Origin of the sequence: Candidatus Pseudomonas phytovorans, assembly GCA_029202525.1 — a bacterium.
Lineage (GTDB): Bacteria > Pseudomonadota > Gammaproteobacteria > Pseudomonadales > Pseudomonadaceae > Aquipseudomonas > Aquipseudomonas phytovorans.
Map to the genome: position 1 here is coordinate 249,077 of CP119325.1, position 21,286 is coordinate 270,362.

The 21,286-nt window shown below is 62.7% G+C and carries 18 protein-coding genes; 13 read left to right on the top strand and 5 right to left on the bottom strand.

Features of this window, described 5'->3' with window-relative positions; all coding sequences use genetic code 11:
* Positions 1-265: 265 nt before the first annotated feature.
* The gene (locus P0Y58_01100) at positions 266-904 is read right to left on the bottom strand and encodes a peroxiredoxin (protein WEK30816.1); all 639 of its coding nucleotides are present in this window, start codon (positions 902-904) and stop codon (positions 266-268) included.
* 165 nt (positions 905-1,069) lie between these two features.
* A complete protein-coding gene (locus P0Y58_01105) occupies positions 1,070-2,398 on the bottom strand; it encodes an OprD family porin (protein WEK30817.1) in 1,329 nt (442 codons plus the stop codon).
* 507 nt (positions 2,399-2,905) lie between these two features.
* Here P0Y58_01105 and tauA point away from each other — a divergent pair.
* Genes tauA through tauD form a run of 4 tightly spaced genes read left to right on the top strand, consistent with a single transcriptional unit; the run spans position 2,906 to position 6,396 of the window.
* Complete coding sequence (gene tauA / locus P0Y58_01110) at positions 2,906-3,877, top strand: taurine ABC transporter substrate-binding protein (GenBank protein ID WEK30818.1); 972 nt, start codon at positions 2,906-2,908, stop codon at positions 3,875-3,877.
* Between the two features lie 13 nt (positions 3,878-3,890).
* Positions 3,891-4,679, top strand: a complete 789-nt coding sequence (gene tauB / locus P0Y58_01115; GenBank protein WEK30819.1) for a taurine ABC transporter ATP-binding subunit — start codon at positions 3,891-3,893, stop codon at positions 4,677-4,679.
* Positions 4,676-5,515, top strand: a complete 840-nt coding sequence (gene tauC / locus P0Y58_01120) for a taurine ABC transporter permease TauC (protein WEK30820.1) — start codon at positions 4,676-4,678, stop codon at positions 5,513-5,515. Before tauB ends, tauC begins: the two co-directional genes overlap by 4 nt.
* Positions 5,516-5,562: 47 nt before the next feature.
* Positions 5,563-6,396 carry a taurine dioxygenase gene (gene tauD / locus P0Y58_01125; GenBank protein WEK30821.1) on the top strand — a complete coding sequence of 278 codons (834 nt, stop codon included), beginning with the start codon at positions 5,563-5,565 and terminating at the stop codon, positions 6,394-6,396.
* A 125-nt stretch (positions 6,397-6,521) separates the two neighbouring features.
* Here tauD and betT read toward each other — a convergent pair whose 3' ends face one another.
* Together betT and P0Y58_01135 are read right to left on the bottom strand one after the other, a co-directional pair.
* Positions 6,522-8,525, bottom strand: coding sequence for a choline transporter BetT (gene betT / locus P0Y58_01130; protein WEK30822.1), 2,004 nt, complete (start codon positions 8,523-8,525; stop codon positions 6,522-6,524).
* 290 nt (positions 8,526-8,815) lie between these two features.
* On the bottom strand, positions 8,816-9,748 hold the full coding sequence (locus P0Y58_01135) for a serine acetyltransferase (GenBank protein WEK30823.1): 933 nt from the start codon (positions 9,746-9,748) through the stop codon (positions 8,816-8,818).
* Positions 9,749-10,140: 392 nt separating this feature from the next.
* On the opposite strand from P0Y58_01135, the gene tcyJ reads away from it, so the two are divergent.
* The 9 genes from tcyJ to P0Y58_01180 all read left to right on the top strand — a co-directional run bounded on the left by tcyJ (position 10,141) and on the right by P0Y58_01180 (position 19,192).
* Complete coding sequence (gene tcyJ, locus P0Y58_01140; GenBank protein ID WEK30824.1) at positions 10,141-10,935, top strand: cystine ABC transporter substrate-binding protein; 795 nt, start codon at positions 10,141-10,143, stop codon at positions 10,933-10,935.
* On the top strand, positions 10,932-11,600 hold the full coding sequence (gene tcyL, locus P0Y58_01145) for a cystine ABC transporter permease (protein WEK30825.1): 669 nt from the start codon (positions 10,932-10,934) through the stop codon (positions 11,598-11,600). Before tcyJ ends, tcyL begins: the two co-directional genes overlap by 4 nt.
* A 2-nt stretch (positions 11,601-11,602) precedes the next feature.
* Positions 11,603-12,361 (top strand): L-cystine ABC transporter ATP-binding protein YecC, encoded by a 759-nt coding sequence (gene yecC / locus P0Y58_01150; protein WEK30826.1) that lies wholly within the window; start codon positions 11,603-11,605, stop codon positions 12,359-12,361.
* A 325-nt stretch (positions 12,362-12,686) separates the two neighbouring features.
* A complete protein-coding gene (locus tag P0Y58_01155) occupies positions 12,687-13,928 on the top strand; it encodes an SfnB family sulfur acquisition oxidoreductase (protein ID WEK30827.1) in 1,242 nt (413 codons plus the stop codon).
* Between the two features lie 153 nt (positions 13,929-14,081).
* Entirely contained in the window at positions 14,082-15,263 is a 1,182-nt protein-coding gene (locus P0Y58_01160) for an SfnB family sulfur acquisition oxidoreductase (GenBank protein WEK30828.1), read from the top strand.
* Positions 15,263-16,654, top strand: coding sequence for an LLM class flavin-dependent oxidoreductase (locus P0Y58_01165; GenBank protein ID WEK30829.1), 1,392 nt, complete (start codon positions 15,263-15,265; stop codon positions 16,652-16,654). The genes P0Y58_01160 and P0Y58_01165 overlap by 1 nt, the downstream gene beginning before the upstream one ends.
* Positions 16,647-17,447 carry a MetQ/NlpA family ABC transporter substrate-binding protein gene (locus tag P0Y58_01170; protein ID WEK30830.1) on the top strand — a complete coding sequence of 267 codons (801 nt, stop codon included), beginning with the start codon at positions 16,647-16,649 and terminating at the stop codon, positions 17,445-17,447. Before P0Y58_01165 ends, P0Y58_01170 begins: the two co-directional genes overlap by 8 nt.
* A gap of 1 nt (position 17,448) precedes the next feature.
* A complete protein-coding gene (locus P0Y58_01175) occupies positions 17,449-18,558 on the top strand; it encodes a methionine ABC transporter ATP-binding protein (protein WEK30831.1) in 1,110 nt (369 codons plus the stop codon).
* A complete protein-coding gene (locus P0Y58_01180) occupies positions 18,548-19,192 on the top strand; it encodes an ABC transporter permease (protein WEK30832.1) in 645 nt (214 codons plus the stop codon). The genes P0Y58_01175 and P0Y58_01180 overlap by 11 nt, the downstream gene beginning before the upstream one ends.
* Before the next feature lie 115 nt (positions 19,193-19,307).
* Here the strand turns inward: P0Y58_01180 and P0Y58_01185 are convergent, their stop codons facing one another.
* Positions 19,308-21,203 (bottom strand): EAL domain-containing protein, encoded by a 1,896-nt coding sequence (locus P0Y58_01185; GenBank protein WEK30833.1) that lies wholly within the window; start codon positions 21,201-21,203, stop codon positions 19,308-19,310.
* Positions 21,204-21,286: the final 83 nt, after the last annotated feature.

Genomic DNA, 21,286 nt, shown 5'->3' on the forward strand with positions numbered 1-21,286 from the left:
TTGGGAGTGACATTAACAGCCACCGCATATATCTAGAAATCATATTTTTTCATTTGGTTATTCCATTTTTGTTTTTAGCTTCAAGGCCCTATTCGCGGGCACGCCCGCTCCCACAGTGACCGCACAAAGCTTGAGATTTGCGCTATTCCTGTGGGAGCGGGCGCGCCCGCGAAGAAGCGCATGAGGTTTCTGCAGGCATAAAAAAGGGCCGTCGAAACGGCCCGAAAATCCCTGCTTGGCTAAGAGCAATGCAACGAGGAATCCATTAACGATTGGGCTGAGGGGTAAGCCGCAGATAGGGTTTGACCGCCCGGTAACCTTTGGGGAAGCGCTGCTTGATCTCTTCCTCGTCCTTCAACGAAGGCACGATCACCACTTCGTCACCGTCCTGCCAGTTACCTGGTGTGGCGACCTTGTGGTTGTCGGTCAGCTGCAGCGAGTCGATCACCCGCAGAATTTCGTTGAAGTTGCGCCCGGTACTGGCCGGATAGGTGATGGTCAGGCGCACCTTCTTGTTCGGGTCGATGACGAACAGCGAGCGCACGGTGAGGGTGTCGCTGGCATTCGGGTGGATCAGGTCGTACAGGTCGGACACCTTGCGATCGGCATCGGCAATGATCGGGAAGTTGACCACGGTGTTCTGGGTTTCGTTGATGTCCTCGATCCACTTATGGTGCGAGTCGACCGGATCTACCGACAGGGCGATGGCCTTGACTCCGCGCTTGGCGAAATCGTCCTTGAGCTTGGCAGTCAGCCCCAGCTCGGTGGTGCACACCGGGGTGAAGTCGGCCGGGTGGGAGAACAACACCCCCCAGCTGTTGCCCAGCCACTCGTGGAAGCGGATTTTGCCTTCGCTGGAATCCTGTTCGAAATCGGGGGCGATATCGCCGAGTTTGAGGCTCATGGGCTGCGGCTCCTTGGCTGGGTTCTGTACCGTATGGGTTCAATGTGCCTGCATTCGGTTAAAAACAAAAAGAATAAATAACGATTTATTTATAACCATAACGCATACGAATTTGCAGGCACAAAAAAGCCTCGCACCAGGCGAGGCTTCTTGTTCAGCTACGGCTTACAGGAAGTTGTAAGTGTAGTTGAAGATCAGACGGGTCTGATCCTGGTCGGCCAGCGAGCTGGTGCCGGTGCCGCGGTATACACCGTGACGCAGGCTGGCGCCCAGGCCCTTGAAGGTGCCTTCCTGGATAACGTAGTCGACGCGAGCGTCACGTTCCCATTCGCTGAAGGTACCGTTGCCGTTGGCGTTCTTGCCGTCTTCACCTTTCAGGTAGGCAACCGAAGCTTTCAGGCCCGGAACGCCCAGGCGGGCGAAGTCGTAGGCGTACTGACCGAAGGTGGTGTTTTCACCGGCCTTGGCGAACTGGTTGATCATGCTGTCGGTGAACAGGTAGAAGCTGGAACCGCCGGCGCCTTCGTTGCGGCCGTTGCCGTCAACCACGTTGCCCTGGTTCAGCCAGACGAAACCACCGTCGTCATTGACGCGCTGGTGGCCGAGCATCAGCGAGTGGCCACCCAGGGTGTAGGTGAACATCGCGGACCAGGTCTTGTTGTCGACCTCACCAGTGTTCTTGGCATAGCCGCCGTTGTTGCTGAAGCGGTAGCCGGCCTCACCGTTCTTGCCGTCGCTGCTGCTGTCGAAGTAGCGCAGGTCGGTCTTGAACGACTGGTCGTCAGCGATCTTGAACACGTGGGTCGCGCCCAGGAAGTGCTGCTTGTAGAAGTCTTCCAGGTTCGAGTAGTAGTACTGCAGGGTCAGGTCCGGGGTGAGCTTGTAGTCCAGGCCGCCGTAACGGAACTTGTTGCTGTCCTGGGTAGCACCGGCTACCGACAGACCGGTACGGTTGCTCGAAGCACGGCCCATGGCGTGGGTCAGCTGACCGGCGTTGACGGTCAGGTTGTCGATTTCCTTCGACTGGATGGTGCCACCCTCGAAGGTTTGCGGCAGCAGACGGCCATCGTTGGAGACGAGGATCGGCAGGTTCGGCGCCAGGGCGCTACCGTAGTGAACTTCGGTCTTCGAGAAGCGTGCCTTGGCGTTGGCGCCAACGCGAGCCCACTGGCTTGCAGCCGAGCCGTCGCTGTCGCTTGGGAAGAAGCTGCTGTTGTCTGGGTGCTTGCCACGGCCACCATCCAGGTGGATACCCCACAGGGCTTGGGCATCAACACCGAAACCAACGGTGCCTTCGGTGAAGCCGGAGATGTAGTCGAGCTTGAAGCCCTGACCCGACTCACGGTTGTCGGCACCGCCATCACGGTTGTCGTTGTTGAAGTACATGGTGCGCGAGCTGAGCGACAGTTTGCTGTCTTCAACGAAACCGGCAGCGCCTGCTGTTTGGGCGAAAACCCCCAGTGCCACGGCCACGGCCAGGCTGGACTTGTACATGTTTTGCTCCTCTACGTTCTAATTTTTGTGCATCTCTGGCGGAGGGGTCTGTTGCCCCGCTCACCGTGGATTGGCGATTTAGTCCCAAAGTGTGACCATCAAGTCAATCGTTTCTAAACGTTTCGCGACTTTGGTCTAAGACGCCACCTGCGCTACAGGATAATGACAATCCTATAAATCCAAAATGACCGTTTTGTGAATTGGTAAGATTTTTACGGAATATGGTTGGAACCTTTACTGCAATAGGTTGTAGCTGGCACGCCTCTAATAGCTTTTGGTTATTTGCAAACGTTTGCTCATAACCTAATTCCGTTTCGATCTATAGGGACGAAATAGCCTAGCAGGCAAGCCTGATTCCGCCACCGAGCAGGGTTACCTCACATTGCGCCTTTGGGCTTAAAGCATTTGGCTCCTAAGCTAATGCAAAAAAGTTATTTATTTGTAAATTATTAGATCATTTAGTCTTCTCGCCATCTATCACCCCGATTGCCTGACGAGAGGTTCACCATGATCCCGCACGCTCCGCTGCGCCTGTTCGCCGCCCTGACCCTCGCTGGCACCAGCTGGTTTGCCCAGGCCGCCGACCTGACCGTGGCCTACCAGACCACCGTCGACCCGGCCAAAGTGGCCCAGGTCGATGGTGACTATGAAAAGGCCAGCAAGGCCAGCATCGACTGGCGCAAATTCGATAACGGCGCAGACGTGATCACTGCAGTAGCCAGCGGCGACGTGCAAATCGGCTACCTGGGTTCCAGCCCTCTGGCCGCTGCCGCCACCCGCAAGCTGCCGGTTGAAACCTTCCTCATCGCCACCCAGATTGGCGCCGGTGAAGCGCTGGTCGCCCGCGACAGCATCAAGACCCCGCAAGACCTGATCGGCAAGAAGGTCGCCGTGCCGTTTGTATCCACAGGCCACTACAGCCTCCTGGCTGCCCTGAAAAGCTGGAACATCGACCCGTCCAAGGTACAGATCCTCAACCTGGCGCCGCCGGCCATCATTGCCGCCTGGAAGCGCGGCGACATTGATGCCACCTACGTTTGGGACCCCGCCTTGGGCGTGGCCAAGGAAAACGGCAAGGTGCTGATCACCTCGGGCGAGCTGGCCAAGAAAGGCGCACCCACGTTCGATGCCTGGATTGTGCGCAAGGACTTCGCCGAGAAGCACCCTGAGGTGGTCAAGGCCTTTGCCAAGGTCACCCTCGATGCCTACGCCGACTATCGTAAAGACCCGAAAGCCTGGCTGGCCGACAAGGGCAACGTAGACAAGCTGGTGAAGCTGTCTGGCGCCAAGGCCAGCGACATCCCGGTACTGCTGGAAGGCAACGTCTACCCACTGGCCGCAGACCAGGCCAACGCCCTGGGCGCGCCGACCACCCAGGCACTGACCGACACGGCCAACTTCCTCAAGCAGCAAGGCAAGGTCGACGCCGTACTGCCGGACTACTCGCCGTACGTCAGCGCCAAGTTCCTTCCAAACTGATCCGGAGCCCGTCATGGCCTTGCTCGAACTGGAGCGCATCAGCGCACAGTACCCTGGCGCCAGCACCCCGGTGCTGGCCGACATCAACCTGAGCCTGGGGCCGCGCCAGTTACTGGTGGCCTTGGGGCCTTCCGGCAGCGGCAAGACCTCGCTGCTGAACCTGATCGCCGGCTTTGTCGCCCCCAGCGGCGGGCGCATCACCCTCGACGGCGTACCGGTGCAAGGCCCCGGTGCCGAGCGCGGCGTGGTGTTCCAGGACGATGCCCTGCTGCCATGGCAAAACGTGCTGGGCAATGTCGCCTTCGGCCTCGAACTGGCCGGCGTGCCCCGCGCCCAGCGTGAGGCCAAAGCCCGTGAAATGCTCACACTGGTCGACCTCGATGGCTTCGGCGAGCGGCGCATCTGGCAATTGTCTGGTGGCCAGAAGCAGCGCGTAGGCCTGGCCCGCGCACTGGCGGCCGACCCTCGCGTATTGCTGATGGACGAACCGTTCGGCGCCCTCGACGCATTTACCCGCGAACAGATGCAGGAGCTGCTGCTGCAGGTCTGGCAGCGCACTGCCAAGCCGGTGTTCCTGATTACCCACGACATCGAAGAAGCGGTGTTCCTTGCCAGCGAGCTGGTACTGCTGGCGCCCAACCCGGGGCGCGTAGTGGAACGCCTGCAACTGGACTTCGGCCAGCGCTATGCCGCTGGCGAATCGGCCCGGGCGATCAAGTCCGACCCCGCCTTTATCGAAACCCGCGAGCATGTGCTGGCGCGGGTGTTCTCCCAACGCCAAAGCCTGCAGGAGCGCGCATGAGCAGCCTGGACCTGCCGGTAACCGGCAAACATAACGCCCAAACCCGGCCAGCCGCCAAGCTGCGCCGGCCACTGTCTACCCGCTGGATCAGCACGCTGACACTTGGCTCCCTGCTATTGGTCTGGTGGCTGGTGACCGCCGCCGGCTGGATCGAGCCGCTGTTCCTGCCTTCGCCCGGCGATATCCTGGCCAGGGCCTGGACCCTGCTCACCCAAGGCTACATGGACGCCAGCCTGTGGCAGCACCTGGGCGCAAGCCTGGGCCGTATCGGCCTGGCGCTGATAGCCGCAACCCTGACCGCCATCCCGGTCGGCATCGCCATCGGCTACAACCGCGTGGCGCGGGGCATCCTCGACCCGCTGATCGAGTTCTACCGGCCTATCCCGCCGCTGGCCTACCTGCCGCTGATCGTCATCTGGTGCGGCATCGGCGAGCTGTCGAAGGTGCTGCTGATCTACCTGGCGATCTTCGCCCCGATCGCCATTGCCACCGCCACCGGCGTGCGCACGGTCGACCCGACCAAGCTACGTGCGGCGCAGTCGCTGGGTGCGACCAAGGCCCAGTTGATCCGCCATGTGATCCTGCCCAGTGCGTTGCCCGACATCCTTACGGGCGTGCGCATTGGCCTGGGGGTCGGCTGGTCGACGCTGGTAGCCGCCGAGCTGATCGCCGCCACCAGTGGCCTGGGCTTCATGGTGCAGTCGGCGGCGCAGTTTCTGGTCACCGATGTGGTGGTGCTGGGCATCCTGCTGATTGCCCTGATCGCCTTCGCCCTGGAAATGAGCCTGCGTGCCCTGCAACGCAAGCTGGTGCCTTGGCACGGGCAGAGCCACTGAAACCGACTGACCACGCCGACACATCGGCGCCTGATAAAGAGACCGACATGAGCCTGACCATCACCCCCCTCAGCCCGGCGCTCGGCGCCCAGATCAGCGGCGTGGATATCAGCCGCGACATCACCGCCGAGCAGCGCGACGCCATCGAACAGGCACTGCTGCAGCACCAGGTGCTGTTCTTCCGCGACCAGCCGATCAACCCCGAGCAGCAGGCCCGTTTTGCTGCCCGTTTCGGCGACCTGCACATCCACCCGATCTACCCCAACGTGCCGGAAACCCCGCAGGTGCTGGTGCTCGACACCGCCGTCACCGATGTACGCGACAACGCCGTGTGGCACACCGACGTGACCTTTTTGCCGACCCCGGCACTGGGCGCGGTGCTCAGCGCCAAGCAGTTGCCAGCCTACGGTGGCGATACCCTGTGGGCCAGCGGCATTGCGGCCTTCGAAGCCTTGTCGGCGCCACTGCGCGATATGCTTGACGGGTTGACCGCCACCCACGACTTCACCAAGTCGTTCCCGCTGGAGCGCTTTGGTACCACGCCCGAGGACCTGGCGCGCTGGGAGGCGACGCGGCGCAACAACCCGCCGCTGTCGCACCCGGTGGTACGCACGCATCCGGTGAGCGGGCGCAAGGCGTTGTTCGTCAATGAGGGGTTCACCACACGCTTCAATGAACTGAGCGAGTTGGAAAGCGATGCGCTGCTGAGGTTGCTGTTCGCCCATGCGACGCGGCCGGAGTTCAGCATTCGCTGGCGCTGGCAGGAGAATGACGTAGCGTTCTGGGACAACCGCGTGACCCAGCACTTTGCCGTCGATGATTACCGGCCGAACCGGCGGGTGATGCATCGGGCGACCATCCTGGGGGATGCGCCCTTTTAGTTGTTGCCTGTGCCGGCCTCTTCGCGGGCTTGCCCGCTCCCACAGGTACAACACAGGTTTCGAAACTGGTGCCGTACCTGTGGGAGCGGGCAAGCCCGCGAAGAGGCCAGGACAGGAGAGCCTGGTCAGCGGACCAGATGCAGGTACTGCATGTGCCGCTCGTACTGGTCGAGGATGTCGTTGATGATCTGCTCCTTGCTATAGCCCACCAGGTCATAATTCTGGCTACCTTCGCTCAGGTGCACCTCGGCCCGGTAGTAGCGGCGGTTCTTCAGCTCCTGCGTACCCAGCCCACCCAGAGCGAACGATGGCGTGAAGTAACCACGCATCTGCACCTGGTAAATGAACGGCTGTTCCTCGCCATGGCCAATCTTCAGGCTGACGTTGTCGTGACTCGGGTCGTCCTGGGTAATCAGCACCAGGCCCTTCTGCTCGAACACTTCACGCACATCGGCAATCGCCGGGCGCACCACATCGTCCATGAAGCGGTACACCTCATCACGCGACGGGAAGTGCACCGCCTGGCTCAGGCGCTGGCGCCAGCCGCCGCGGCCGCGGCGTGACTGGGCGAACGGGGCCAGCGAGTGCATCTGCGCGATCTGCCGCTGCGACTCCAGATAGAACGCCTTGTGCAGCCCCCACATCATGCACAGCAGAATCAGCGAGAACGGCAACGAGGTCAGCACTACAGCCGACTTCAGCGAATCGATGCTGCCCGCGAACAACAGTGCGCTGGTGATAAGCGCAGTCATCGCGCCCCAGAAGATGCGCAGCCAGTTCGGCCCGTCCTCGTCTGCGTCACCGCCCTTGGCCGACAGCGTCGACAGCACCACGGTGCCCGAGTCGGCGGAGGTCACGAAGAACACGAAGCTGATGAACACCGTGGTGGCGATCACCGCCTTGCTCCACGGGTAGGTTTCCAGCAGCAGGTACAGGCTCATCGACGGGTTATCCAGTGCCGACTGGCCCAGCGCGGTCATGCCGTGATTGATGACCTGGTCCAGCGCGCTGTTGCCGAAGATCGACATCCACGCCAGGGTAAAGCCCAGCGGAATCAGCAGTACGCCAAAGACGAACTCGCGGATGGTGCGACCGCGGGAGATACGGGCGATGAACAGGCCAACGAACGGCGCCCAGGCAATCCACCAGGCCCAGTAGAACACCGTCCAGCCACCCAGCCAGTCGCGGTTTTCACCGTAGGCATACACGTCGAAGCTTTTGCGTGGCAACGCGCCCAGGTAATCGCCCAGGTTCTGGATCAGCGTGTTGAACAGGTGCTGGGTAGGCCCGGCAAACAGCACGAACAACAGCAGCGCGCAGGCCAGGAACAGGTTGATGTCGCTCATCACCCGCACACCTTTCTCCACCCCGGCAACAGCCACAGCCACTGCCGCCCCCATCATCAGGGTGATAAGGATCACCTGCACCCACTGGCTGTGGCTGATGCCGAACAGGTAGTCCAGCCCGGCGTTCAGGTGCAACACGCCAAAGCCCATGTCGGCACCCAGGCCGAACACCGTGGCGATGATGCCGAAGCCATCCACTGCGTAACCGATCGGCCCATTGATGCGTTTGCCGATCAATGGGTACAGCGCTGAACGCAAGGCCAGCGGCAAATTATGGCGGTAGGCGAAGTAGGCCAGCGCCATGCCGACGAAGGCGAATACACCCCAGCCATGCAGGCCCCAGTGCAGGAACAGGATCTGCATCGCCTGGCGCCCGGCCTCGGCCGTGCCCGCTTCGCCCTGGGGCGGCTGCAACATGTGCGTCAGCGGCTCGGAAACGCAGAAGAAGAACAAGGTAATGCTGATACCGGCGGCGAACAGCATGCCGGCCCACGACAGGTAACTGAACTCGGGTTCGTCGTGGTCGGCACCGAGCTTGATCTTGCCGTAGCCGGACAAGGCGGTGACCACCACGAAGACCAGGTACAGCGTCATGGCCAACATGTAGTACCAGCCGACCGTGTTGGCTGCCCAGTTCTGCGCCGCCAGCAGCCAGTCGCCTGCGGCTTGCGGGTTGGAGATGACCACCAGGCCAAAGATGAGGATGAAACTTGCCGCAAAATAGAACACCGGGGGGTTCATGCGGATTTTGCCATTGGCGGCGGAAGGGTTCGGTGCACTCATAAAGCGTGCACCTCGTCGAACGACGTGAGGTTCGGAATGAACGGGTTCAGCAAAGGAATCCTCCTGTTGAACACCGGCAGCGGACCAGCGTTTTTCATTGAACAAGCGTTCAAGTTAAACATGGATTGGATATCAATGCGAATTGGGGCGCTGATTGGCGTGCTCCTGCACTGGCCTCTTCGCGGGCTTGCCCGCTCCCACAGGTACCGCACAAGGTTCAAGATTTGCGGGGTCTCTGTGGGAGCGGGCGAGCCCGCGAAGAGGCCGGAACAGCCAATACGAATGCTAGATCAATTCTTGTCCTGGCAATCCAGCTGCAGGTTGGCCTGGGTGATGTTGCTCTCAGCCGGCACACTGCGGGTCAGCCACACATTGCCACCAATGGTCGAACCTTTGCCGATGGTAATACGCCCCAGCACCGTGGCCCCGGCATAGATCACCACATCGTCCTCGACGATAGGATGGCGCGGCAGGCCTTTGTGCAAAGTCCCCGACTCATCACTGGGGAAGCGCTTGGCGCCCAGGGTCACCGCTTGGTAGATACGCACGCGCTCGCCGATGATCGCGGTTTCGCCGATGACCACGCCGGTGCCGTGGTCGATGAAGAAACTCGGGCCGATCTGCGCACCGGGGTGAATGTCGATACCGGTGGCCGAATGCGCCAGCTCCGAACTGATCCGCGCCAACAGCGGCAGGCCGGCCTGATACAGGTGGTGCGCCAGCCGGTGATGAATGATCGCCAGAATGCCCGGGTAGCACAGCAACACTTCATCGACGCTGCGCGCCGCCGGGTCGCCGTGATAGGCGGCCAGTACGTCGGTGTCGAGCAGCACGCGCAGGTCTGGCAGCGCGGCGGCGAAGCCCTGCACCAGGCTCAGCGCATGGGCATCGACGCCGGCCAGCTCAGCGTTGCTCTGCCGCGCCGCGTAACGCAGTTCGAGGCGAGTCTGGGCAAGCAAGGCAGTCAGCGCAGCATCCAGGGTATGGCCGACGTAGAAGTCTTCACTCTCTTCGCGCAGGTCGACCGGGCCCAGACGCATCGGGAACAGCGCCCCGCACAGGTGCTCCAGAATCTGCCGCATTGCCTCGCGCGACGGCAGCTCGCGCCCGCCCTGCTCGCCAATACTGCGGCCATTGCGGGTGCGCCATTGCTCACGGGCGCCGCGCAGGCCGCTGACGATGCTCTGCAACTGCCAATGCGCGGATGAAGGTTGTTCGCTCACGGTTTTCTCCTGCCGTATAGGCCATCTAATTTTACTCGCCAGGCCCGGCCTCTTCGCGGGCACGCCCGCTCCCACAGGGACCGCGCAAACATCAGGCCCTGTGCAGTACCTGTGGGAGCGGGCGTGCCCGCGAAGAGGCCGGGCCTGCCTACTTGCAATCCACTCTACGGCAAATCTGGCCCTTGGAAAAAACAACGCTTTATTCCATCCTGCGCTAAGTCGGGCATAAGCCGCGATGACGGAGTGGGTAACCTCGCCTACCCTCAAAGCAGCCAGCATCTGACGAAAATCAAAAAAGAAATAACAAAATAATTTTTTAGTATTTCCTGGCCTAAGCAGCCAACCCTATAGTCGCCACCTCACTACTTACACAACAAGCGCGGGGCTCTGACATGTCGAAATTCGCCAAACCGCTACTCAACGCCAGCCTGGCCCTGTTGCTAGGCGCCGGCCTGCTCAGCCAGGCGTTCGCCGGCGAGCAATTGAAAACCATCCAGGAAAAAGGCGTGATCAACGTTGGCCTGGAGGGTACATACCCACCGTTCAGTTTCGTGGACGAGAACGGCAAACTGGCCGGCTTCGAGGTAGAGCTGTCCGAGTTGCTGGCGAAGGAATTGGGGGTCAAGGTCAAGCTGCAGCCAACGCAGTGGGATGGCATTCTTGCAGCGCTGGAGTCCAAACGCCTGGACGTGGTAGTCAACCAGGTGACCATTTCCGAAGAGCGTAAGAAAAAGTATGACTTCTCCGAGCCATACACCATTTCCGGCATCCAGGCTCTGATCCTGACGAAGAAAGCCAAGGACCTGAACATCAATAGTGCGCAAGACCTGGCGGGCAAGAAAGTCGGCGTAGGCCTGGGCACCAACTATGAGCAATGGGTGAGACAGGACGTGCCGACGGCTGATGTGCGCACGTATTCCGATGACCCGAGCAAATTCGCCGACCTGCGTAACGGCCGCATCGACGCCATCCTGATCGACCGCCTGGCCGCACTGGAATATGCCAAGAAAGCCAAGGACACCCAACTTGCCGGCGATGCCTTCTCGCGCCTGGAAAGCGGCGTGGCCCTGCGCAAGGGCGAGCCTGAGCTGCTGGCAGCAATCAACAAGGCCATCGACAAGCTCAAGGCTGACGGCTCGCTGGCCAAGCTGTCCGAAAAATACTTCGGTGCCGATGTCACCAAATGATTGCTGAAAGCCTGCAACTCGTTGTCGACTCCACGCCCTTCCTGCTGAAGGGCGCGGGTTATACGGTGCTGCTCAGTGTCGGCGGCATGTTCTTTGGCCTGCTGCTGGGCTTTGCCCTGGCGCTGATGCGGCTGTCGAAGGTGTTGCCGCTGAACTGGCTGGCGCGGATCTACGTGTCGTTCTTCCGCGGCACGCCGCTGCTGGTGCAGCTGTTCGTGATCTATTTCGGCATGCCGCAGATCGGCATCGAACTCGACCCCATTCCGGCTTCGCTGATCGGCCTGTCGCTGAACATGGCGGCCTACATCTGCGAGATCCTGCGCGCAGCGATCTCCTCGATCGACCGTGGCCAGTGGGAAGCCGCAGCCAGTATCGGTATGACCCGCGTCCAGGCGATGCGACGGGCGATCCTGCCACAAGCCTTGCGCACTGCCCTGCCCCCGCTGGGCAACAGCTTCATCTCGCTGGTCAAGGACACTGCCCTGGCGGCAACCATCCAGGTGCCCGAGCTGTTCCGCCAGGCACAGCTGATTACCGCTCGCACCTTCGAAGTGTTCACCATGTACGTGGCGGTCGCGGTCATCTACTGGGTGCTATGCAGCATCCTCGCGCACTTCCAGAACCGCATGGAAGCGCGGGTCAACCAGCATGACCAGGAGCAATGAGCATGATTGAAGTCAAAGGCCTGACCAAGCGGTTCAAGGGCCAGACCGTGCTCAACGGCATCGACCTGACCGTGCAGCCCGGCGAAGTGGTGGCCATCATCGGCCCTAGCGGCTCGGGCAAGACCACCTTCCTGCGCTGCCTGAACCTGCTGGAAACCCCCGATGCGGGGCAGATCAAGATCGGCGCCATCAGCATCGATGCCAACCGCCCGCTGGGTGGCCAGCAAAGTGCGATACGCCGCTTGCGTCAGCAAGCCGGGTTCGTGTTCCAGAACTTCAACCTGTTCCCGCACCGCACCGCCCTTGAGAACGTGATCGAAGGGCCGGTGATCGTCAAGAAGACGCCCCGCGAGCAGGCCATCGAGCTGGGCCGGCGGTTGATGGCCAAGGTCGGCTTGGCCGGCAAGGAAGACGCCTACCCACGGCGCCTGTCCGGCGGCCAGCAGCAACGGGTGGCCATCGCCCGCGCCCTGGCCATGGAACCGGAGGTTATCCTGTTCGACGAGCCCACCTCGGCGCTGGACCCGGAGCTGGTGGGTGAAGTGCTGGCGACCATCCGCGGCCTGGCCGAGGAAAAACGCACCATGATCATCGTCACCCACGAAATGAGCTTTGCCCGGGACGTGGCGAACCGGGTGATCTTCTTCGACAAGGGCGTGATCGTGGAGCAGGGTGAAGCCAAGGCGCTGTTTGCGGCGCCGAAAGAAGAGCGTACCCGGCAGTTCCTGCGCAAGTTCCTGGGGACTGCTGCCTCCGAGTAAACCTGTTCCGGCCTCTTCGCGGGCACGCCCGCTCCCACAGGTATCGCACCGGTTTTGAGACCTGCGCTGTACCTGTGGGAGCGGGCGTGCCCGCGAAAGGGCCGGCACATCTGTAACAAATCCCTCCTTCTATATATATTCCAAAATGTTAGTTCATAAACATTTTATAAAGCATTAGGGTATATAAACCGGACCACCGGACCAGCACACATTTGTCGCGACCAGCGTCGCGGCACAACTATTTTGTGAGGTCAGGAATGGTCAGGATCACAATCACCCCAGTGCGTATCGCCAGGGCATTGAGTGCAGCCAAGGAGCGGTACTGATGTCCAGCCAGCCAAATACCCAATTCCACAGCGATCTCGACAGCTCGCCCCTGCTGCTGCCGGCCAAGTTACTGCGCAACGACGCAGAGGCCCTGCAAGCGGCCCGCGAACTGGCCGAGGCTGCCCGCGAGCAAGCTGCCCGCCGCGACCAGCAACGCAAACTGCCCTGGTCCGAGATCGAGCTGTTCACCCGCAGCGGCCTGGGCAGCATCAGCGTACCCAAGGCCCACGGCGGCCCCGACGTGTCGTTCGAAACCGTAGCCGAAGTATTCCGCCTGATCAGCGCCGCCGACCCGGCGCTGGGGCAGATCCCGCAGAACCAGTTCGGCATGCTGCAACTGATTCGCCTGACGGCCACCGAGGCGCAACAGGCGCTGATTTTCCGCAGCGTGCTCGACGGCTGGCGCATCGGCAATGCCGGCCCCGAACGCGGTACCAAGGACACCCTCACCCTCAAGGCGCGGATAACCCGGGTCGGCGACAGCTATCGCATCAGCGGCGAGAAGTTCTACTCCACTGGCGCGCTGTTCGCCCATTGGGTGGCGGTAAAAGCCCTCGACGAGGAAGGCCGCCAGCGCCTGGCGTTCGTGCGCCGTGGCAGCCCGGGGCTGCGCATCGTCGATGACTGGTCCGGGTTCGGCCAGCGCACCACCGCCAGCGGCACTGTGCTGCTGGACGAGGTGCCGGTAGACGCGGAGCTGGTGATCGATAACTGGCGCCAGCGTGACATCCCCAACATCCAGGGCGCAGCGTCGCAGCTGATCCAGGCTGCGATTGACGCCGGGATCGCAGAAGCCGCGATCGATGATGCGATCACTTTCGTGCGCGAAAAATCCCGCCCGTGGATCGAAGCCAACGTGGACCGCGCCAGTGACGACCCTTATGTGATCGCCGACATCGGCCGCCTGAAGCTCGAACTGCACGCCGCCGAAGCGCTGCTGCGCAAGGCCGCGCGGGTACTCGACGAGGTCAATGCTGCGCCCATTGACGCAGCCAGTGCGGCACGGGCCTCGATTGCGGTGGCCGAGGCCAAGGTGCTGACCACCGAGATCGCCCTGCAGGCCAGCGAGAAGCTGTTCGAACTGGCCGGCAGCCGCGCCACCCTTGCCGAGTTCAACCTCGACCGCCACTGGCGCAATGCCCGGGTGCACACCCTGCACGACCCGGTGCGCTGGAAGTATCACGCGGTGGGCGCCTACTACCTCAACGGCACCCTGCCTGCGCGGCATTCCTGGATCTGATTTTTAGGCCTTGGGGGCCGCTGTACGGCCCATTCGCGGGGCAAGCCCGCTCCCACAGATATCTCACGAATCCAGAGATAAACGCTGTACCTGTGGGAGCGGGCTTGCCCCGCGAATGGGCCGTACAGCGGCCCCTGGGCCCCGGAGAACACCATGACAATATCAATCATCACCAGCGACGCCCAAGCCCTGGCCGTCGCTGAAGACATCGCCCAACAACTGCGCCGCGACAGCGCCCTGCGCGACCGCGAGCGCCGCCTGCCCCACGCTGAGCTGGAGCTGTTCACCCGCTCCGGCCTGTGGGCCATCAGCGTACCCAAGGCCTTTGGCGGCGCCGGGGTGTCCAACGTCACCCTGGCCAAGGTCATCGCCCGTATCGCCCAGGCCGACGGCTCGCTCGGGCAAATCCCGCAAAACCATTTCTACGGCCTGGAAGTGCTGCGGGTAAACGGCACCCCCGAACAGCAACAGCGCCTGTACGCCGAAGTACTGGCCGGCCGCCGTTTCGGCAACGCCCTGGCCGAACTGGGTACCAAAACCGCCAACGAACGCACCACCCGCCTGAGCCGTGACGGCGATGGCTTTCGCATCAACGGCCGCAAGTTCTATTCCACCGGCGCCATCTACGCCCAGCGCATTCCTACCTCGGTCGTTGATGAGCAAGGCGTGCAGCAACTGGCCTTCGTCCCGGCCGACAGCCAGGGCCTGCAGGTGATCGACGACTGGAGCGGTTTCGGCCAGCGCACCACCGGCAGCGGTTCGGTAGTGTTCGACAACGTGTATGTCAGCGCCGCCGATGTGGTGCCGTTCCAGAGCGCGTTCGAGCGCCCCACCCCGGTCGGCCCGCTGGCGCAGATCCTCCATGCCGCCATCGACACCGGCATCGCCCGCGCCGCTTATGAAGACGCCCTGCACTTCGTGCGCACCCGCAGCCGCCCATGGGTCGACTCGGGCCTGGACAAGGCCACGGATGACCCGCTGACGCTGAAGAGCTTCGGCCACCTGGCAATCCGCCTGCATGCCGCCGAGGCCCTGCTGGAGCGCGCCGGCGAATACCTCGACCGCGCCCGCGACGACAGCAGCGCCGACAACGTGGCCGCCGCGTCCATCGCCGTGGCCGAAGCGCGGGCCATCAGCACCGAAATTTCCCTTGCGGCCGGTACCGCCCTGTTCGAACTGGGCGGCAGCCAGGCCACCCTGGCCGAACACAACCTCGACCGCCACTGGCGCAACGCCCGCGTGCACACCCTGCACGACCCGGTGCGCTGGAAGTACCACGCCATCGGCAACTACTACCTCAACGAGGCCAACCCGCCACGCCGGGGGACTATTTGATGGCCAAGCAGATTCTGCTCAATGCCTTCAACATGAACTGCATCGGGCACATCAACCACGGCCTGTGGACCCACCCACGGGACACTTCGACCCAGTACAAGACCCTGGACTACTGGACCGATCTGGCGCGCCTGCTGGAGCGCGGCCTGTTCGACGGGCTGTTCATTGCCGACATCGTCGGCACCTACGACATCTACGGCCAGTCGCTGGACGTCACCCTCAAGGAGTCGATCCAGCTGCCGGTCAACGACCCGTTGCTGCTGGTTTCAGCCATGGCGGCGGTCACCCGCCACCTGGGTTTCGGCCTTACGGCCAACCTCACCTACGAAGCGCCGTACCTGTTCGCCCGGCGCCTTTCCACCCTCGACCACCTGAGCAATGGCCGGGTAGGCTGGAACATCGTCACCGGCTACCTCGACAGCGCCGCCCGGGCCATGGGCCTGGCGCAGCAACCGGAGCATGACCGCCGCTACGACCAGGCCGACGAATACCTGCAGGTGCTGTACAAGCTGCTGGAAGGCAGCTGGGCCGACGACGCCGTGGTTGCAGACCGGGAGCGGCGCGTCTATGCCCAGCCCGACAAGGTGCGCAAGGTCAGCCACCACGGCGAGTTCTACAACGTCGAGGGCTATCACCTGAGCGAACCCTCGCCGCAACGCACCCCGGTACTGTTCCAGGCCGGCAGTTCGCAGCGTGGCCTGGCCTTCGCCGGCAACCATGCCGAATGCGTATTCATCAGTGGCCAGGACAAGGCCGCCACCCGCGCCCAGGTCGACAAGGTACGCGCGGCAGCCCAGGCCGCCGGACGCGACCCGCACGCGGTCAAAGTGTTCATGGGCATCACGGTGATCGTCGCCACCACCGAGCAAGCGGCCCAGGCCAAGCATGCCGAATACCTGCGCCATGCAAGCCCCGAGGCCGGCGTCGCACACTTCGCCGCATCCACCGGCATCGACTTTGCGGCCTACGGGCTGGACGAGCCGATTGGTTTCAGCCAGGGCAACGCCATCCAGTCCGCCACACGCCAGTTGCAAGACAACGCCTGGACCCGCCGCCGCCTGCTTGAACAGCACGCCTTGGGCGGCCGCTACGTAACCCTGGTCGGCTCACCTGACCAGGTGGCTGAGCAGTTGATTGCGTGGCTCGACGAAACCGGCCTGGACGGTTTCAACCTGACCCGCACCGTCACCCCGGAAAGCTTCGAGGATTTCATCGACCTGGTCATCCCGCAGTTGCAACAGCGTGGCCGCTACAAGACCGCTTACGCCGAAGGCACCCTGCGCGAAAAGCTGTTCCAGGCCGATCACCCGCACTTGCCCGCCGACCACCCGGGCTCGACCTACCGCTTTACCCCAACCCCTGCCCCGACTGGAGCCCTGCACCATGCTTGAAAAACTGTTCCGGCCCGTCGCGGCCATTGCCCTCACCCTGGGCCTTTCCGCCAGCGCCCTGGCTGCCGAACCGCTGAAGATCGGCACCACCTCGGCCTTTGCCATTCCGCTGGAAGCCGCAGTGGAAGAAGCGCACAAGCAGGGCCTGGACGTGAAGCTGATCGAATTCAGCGACTGGATTGCGCCCAATGTCAGCCTCAACAGCGGTGACATCGACGTGAACTACTTCCAGCACATCCCGTTCCTGGAGAACGCCAAGGCTGCTGCGGGCTTCAACCTGGTGCCTTACGCCTCGGGCATCATCAACAATGTTGGCCTGTATTCGAAAAAGTACAAAAGCTTTGCCGAACTGCCTGAAGGTGCCAGCGTGGCCATCGCCAACGACCCGATCAACAGCGGCCGTGGCCTGCAACTGCTGGCCAAGGCCGGGCTGATCACCCTGAAGCCTGGCGTTGGCTACAAGGCCACCGAAGACGACATCGTCGCCAACCCGAAAAAGCTGAAAATCCTGCAGGTCGAGGCGGTTCAACTGGTACGCGCCTACGATGACGCCGACCTGGTGCAGGGCTACCCGGCCTACATCCGCCTGGCCAACACCTTCGATGCCACCTCGGCATTGCTGTTCGACGGCCTGGAAAACAAGGAATACGTGATCCAGTTCGTGATCCGCCCACAAAGCAAAGACGACCCACGCCTGGCCAGGTTCGTCGACATCTACCAGCACTCGCCGGTGGTGCGCGCAGCATTGGACAAAGCCCACGGCAAGCTCTACCAAGCCGGCTGGGAAGGCTGACATGAGCCAGGCCAGCGCGCTCAGGGCGCCTACACCACAACCATTGCCGCCAACGGTCAAGGAACAGGCCCTGCGCCCGGAGGTCAATGAAGCCCATGTGCGCTTCATCGGCCTGGGCAAGACCTACCCTGGCCAGGCACAACCGGCCTTGCAAGGCATCGACCTGAACATCCGCCATGGCGAGATCTTCGGCATCATCGGCCGCAGCGGCGCCGGCAAGTCTTCACTGCTGCGTACCATCAACCGCCTGGAGCAGCCCAGCCAGGGCCGGGTGCTGATCGACCAGGTGGACATCGCCCCGTTCGACGAGGACCACCTGGTGGCGCTGCGCCGGCGCATCGGCATGATCTTCCAGCACTTCAACCTGATGTCGGCCAAGACCGTGTGGCAGAACGTCGAGCTGCCGTTGAAGGTGGCCGGCGTTGCCAAGGCCGAGCGCCAGCGCAAGGTGCGCGAGCTGCTGGAGCTGGTCGGCTTGCAGGAAAAGCACCACGTGTACCCGGCGCAGCTTTCCGGTGGACAGAAGCAGCGTGTGGGCATTGCCCGGGCGCTGGTGCACGACCCCGAAATTCTGCTGTGCGACGAGGCCACCTCGGCGCTCGACCCGGAAACCACCGCCTCGATCCTTGAGCTGCTGCGCGACATCAACCAGCGCCTGGGCCTGACCATCGTGCTGATCACCCACGAAATGGCGGTGATCCGCGATATCTGCCAACGGGTGGTGGTACTGGAGCGCGGCGAAGTGGTCGAGCAGGGCGATGTCTGGCGGGTGTTCGGCGCTCCACGCCACGAGGTCACCCGCACCCTGCTTGCGCCGTTGCAGGCCAGGTTGCCAGCGGCGCTGCAAGCCAGCTTGCGGGCCAGCCCGGTAAGCCGCGACAGCGCTGTGGTGCTGAAACTCACCCTGCTTGGCGAGCCCGAACTGTCTGCCCTGTTCCACGACCTGGGCGGCCGCGTGCGCCTGCTGCAGGGCGGCGTAGAAACCATTGGCGAGCATGCCTTGGGGCAACTGATCCTGTCGGTGCAACACTCGCCGCACGACACCCATCAGCTGCTGGAGCGCGCCCGTCGCTGGGCCGAGGACGTGGAGGTACTGGGCCATGTGGTTTGATCGCCTGCTGCAAGGCTTGCTCGATACCCTGCTGATGGTCGGCGTGTCGTCGCTGATTGCCCTGCTGGTGGGGGTGCCGATGGCTGTGTTGCTGGTCACCAGCGACAAGGGCGGAATCTTCGAAGCGCCGCTGCTGAACCGGGTGCTGGGCGCCTTCGTCAACCTGTTCCGTTCGATCCCGTTTCTGATCCTGATGGTCGCGCTGATCCCCTTCACCCGCCTGGTGGTAGGCACCACTTACGGCGTGTGGGCGGCGGTGGTGCCGCTGACCATTGCCGCCACGCCGTTTTTTGCGCGGATAGCCGAGGTCAGCCTGCGCGAAGTCGACCATGGCCTGGTGGAAGCCGCGCAGGCCATGGGCTGCCGGCGCTGGCACATCGTCTGGCACGTGCTGCTGCCCGAGGCGCTGCCGGGCATCGTGGGGGGCTTCACCATTACCCTTGTGACCCTGATCAACTCCTCGGCCATGGCCGGGGCAATTGGTGCCGGGGGCTTGGGAGATATTGCCTACCGGTATGGCTACCAGCGTTTCGACAGCCAGATCATGCTGACCGTGATCGCCATGCTGGTGGCATTGGTGGCGTTGATACAGCTGGGTGGGGACAGGCTGGCGAAAGGCTTGAACAAGCGTTGAATGCTGGGGCTGCTTTGCAGCCCTTTCGCGACACAAGGCCGCTCCTACAGGCGACCGCATACCCATGTAGGAGCGGCCCTGTGTCGCGATCGGGCCGCAACGCGGCCCCAAGATCTCAATCCCAGCGAAGATCCCCAGCCGGCACCGGCCGCCCGAACCAGTACCCCTGCCCCAGCTGGCAGTGCTCCTGAAGCAGGAAACTGGCCTGGTCCGCCTGCTCGATGCCTTCGGCATGCACCTGCATGCCCATGCTGCGGGCCAGGGCGATGATCACCCGCACAATCGCGATGTCATCCTCATCCAGCGGCAACCCGGCAACGAAGCCCTGGTCGATCTTCAGCTTCTGCACCGGCAAACGCTTGAGCCGCAGCAACGACGAATAGCCGGTGCCAAAGTCGTCGATGGCCAGGGTCACCCCCAGCTCCCGCAACCGGTGCAGTTGCTCCAGCGCCACTTCCGGGTCTTCCATCACCGCGCTTTCGGTCACTTCCAGCTCCAGCAGGGCAGGAGCCAGGCCCGTCTCATGCAAAACCTCGGCTACTTGCCGGTACAGTTCGTGCTGGCCAAACAGGCGGCTGGAGATGTTTACCGCCACAAATTCCAGCTGCCGGCCTTCGGCCTGCCATTGCACCATTTGCCGACAGGCCTGGCGCAGCACCCAGGCATCGATCTCGGCAATCAGCCCGGTTCGCTCGGCAATCGGGATGAACTCGCCCGGCGGCACCAGCCCGCGCTGGGGGTGCTGCCAGCGCACCAGCGCCTCGACCCCGATCTTGCTGCCTGTCGCCAGGTCGTGCACCGGCTGGAAGAACACCCGCAGCTCGTCCTGCTCCAACGCCCGGCGCAGCTCGCCCGCAGTCTCGACCCGATGCTGAGCGTGAGCGGTCAGTTCTTCGGTATACAGCGCATAGCACGCTCGCCCATTGTGCTTGGCCTTGTACAACGCCGCGTCGGCATTGCGCAGCAACTGCTCGGCACTCAAGGCGTCACTGGGGAACAGGCTGATACCCGCACTGACACTGATGAACAGCCGGTGACCATCGAACAGGAACGGCTCGCGCATGCGCTCGATGATGCACTGCGCCAGCTTGCCCGCCTGGCCGACCTGCTGGCAGCCCTCGGCCAGCACGCCAAACTCGTCGCCGCCCAAGCGGGCCAAGGTCACACCGGAGCCCAATTTCTCGGTCAGGCGCTCGCCCACCAGTTTCAGCAACTGGTCGCCGATGGTATGGCCAAGGCCGTCGTTGATGCTCTGGAAATGGTCAAGGTCCAGCAGCAGCAGGGCGCATCCACGCTTGTTGGCCTGGGCCGCCGCAAGCGCCTGCTCGACACGGTCGGTGAACAGCAGGCGGTTTGGCAGGCCGGTCAGCGGGTCGTGGTGGGCCAGGTAGGCCAGCTCCTGCTCCGTGTGCTTGATCGCGCTGATGTCGCTGAACACGGCTACGTAGTGGCTGATTTCACCTTCGTCATCGCGTATGGCGCAAATGGTTTGCCACTGCGGATAGATTTCACCGCTCTTGCGCCGGTTCCAGATTTCACCGCTCCATTCACCCTTCTCGGCCAGAGAGGCGAAGATCTGCTGATAGAAGTCCAGGCCATGGCGGCCCGATTTGAACTTGTTCGGGCGCTGGCCGATGACCTCGTCCTGCTGGTAGCCGGTGATGCGCATGAACGCGCGATTGACGTGCACGATCAGGCCCTGACGGTCAGTGACCAGTACACCTTCGAGGGTACTGTCGAACACTGCGGCGGCCATGCGCAGCCGCTCGCGGTCCGCGCAACGCAAGCGCGCACCATGGCCGATGAAGTTGAGCAGGCGCACCCGCGACACGTAAATCAGTACGGCGCTGAGCAGCACCCAGAGCACCACGTTGATCTGCCGCCCCACGGTCAGTGCCAGGGGGTCGTCAGTCATGCCGTGCAGCATCACCTCGGCGAGCGCCAGCCAGAGGATCGAGAGCACCACATACAGCGCAGCCATGCGCAAGGCGTCGCGAACAGAAACAGACATGTCGGGTGGGATAGCCCTTCAGAAAAGAATGGGCATTATAAAGGCTGAAACATGTCGTGACCTCCTATCTGAACGGGTGACTG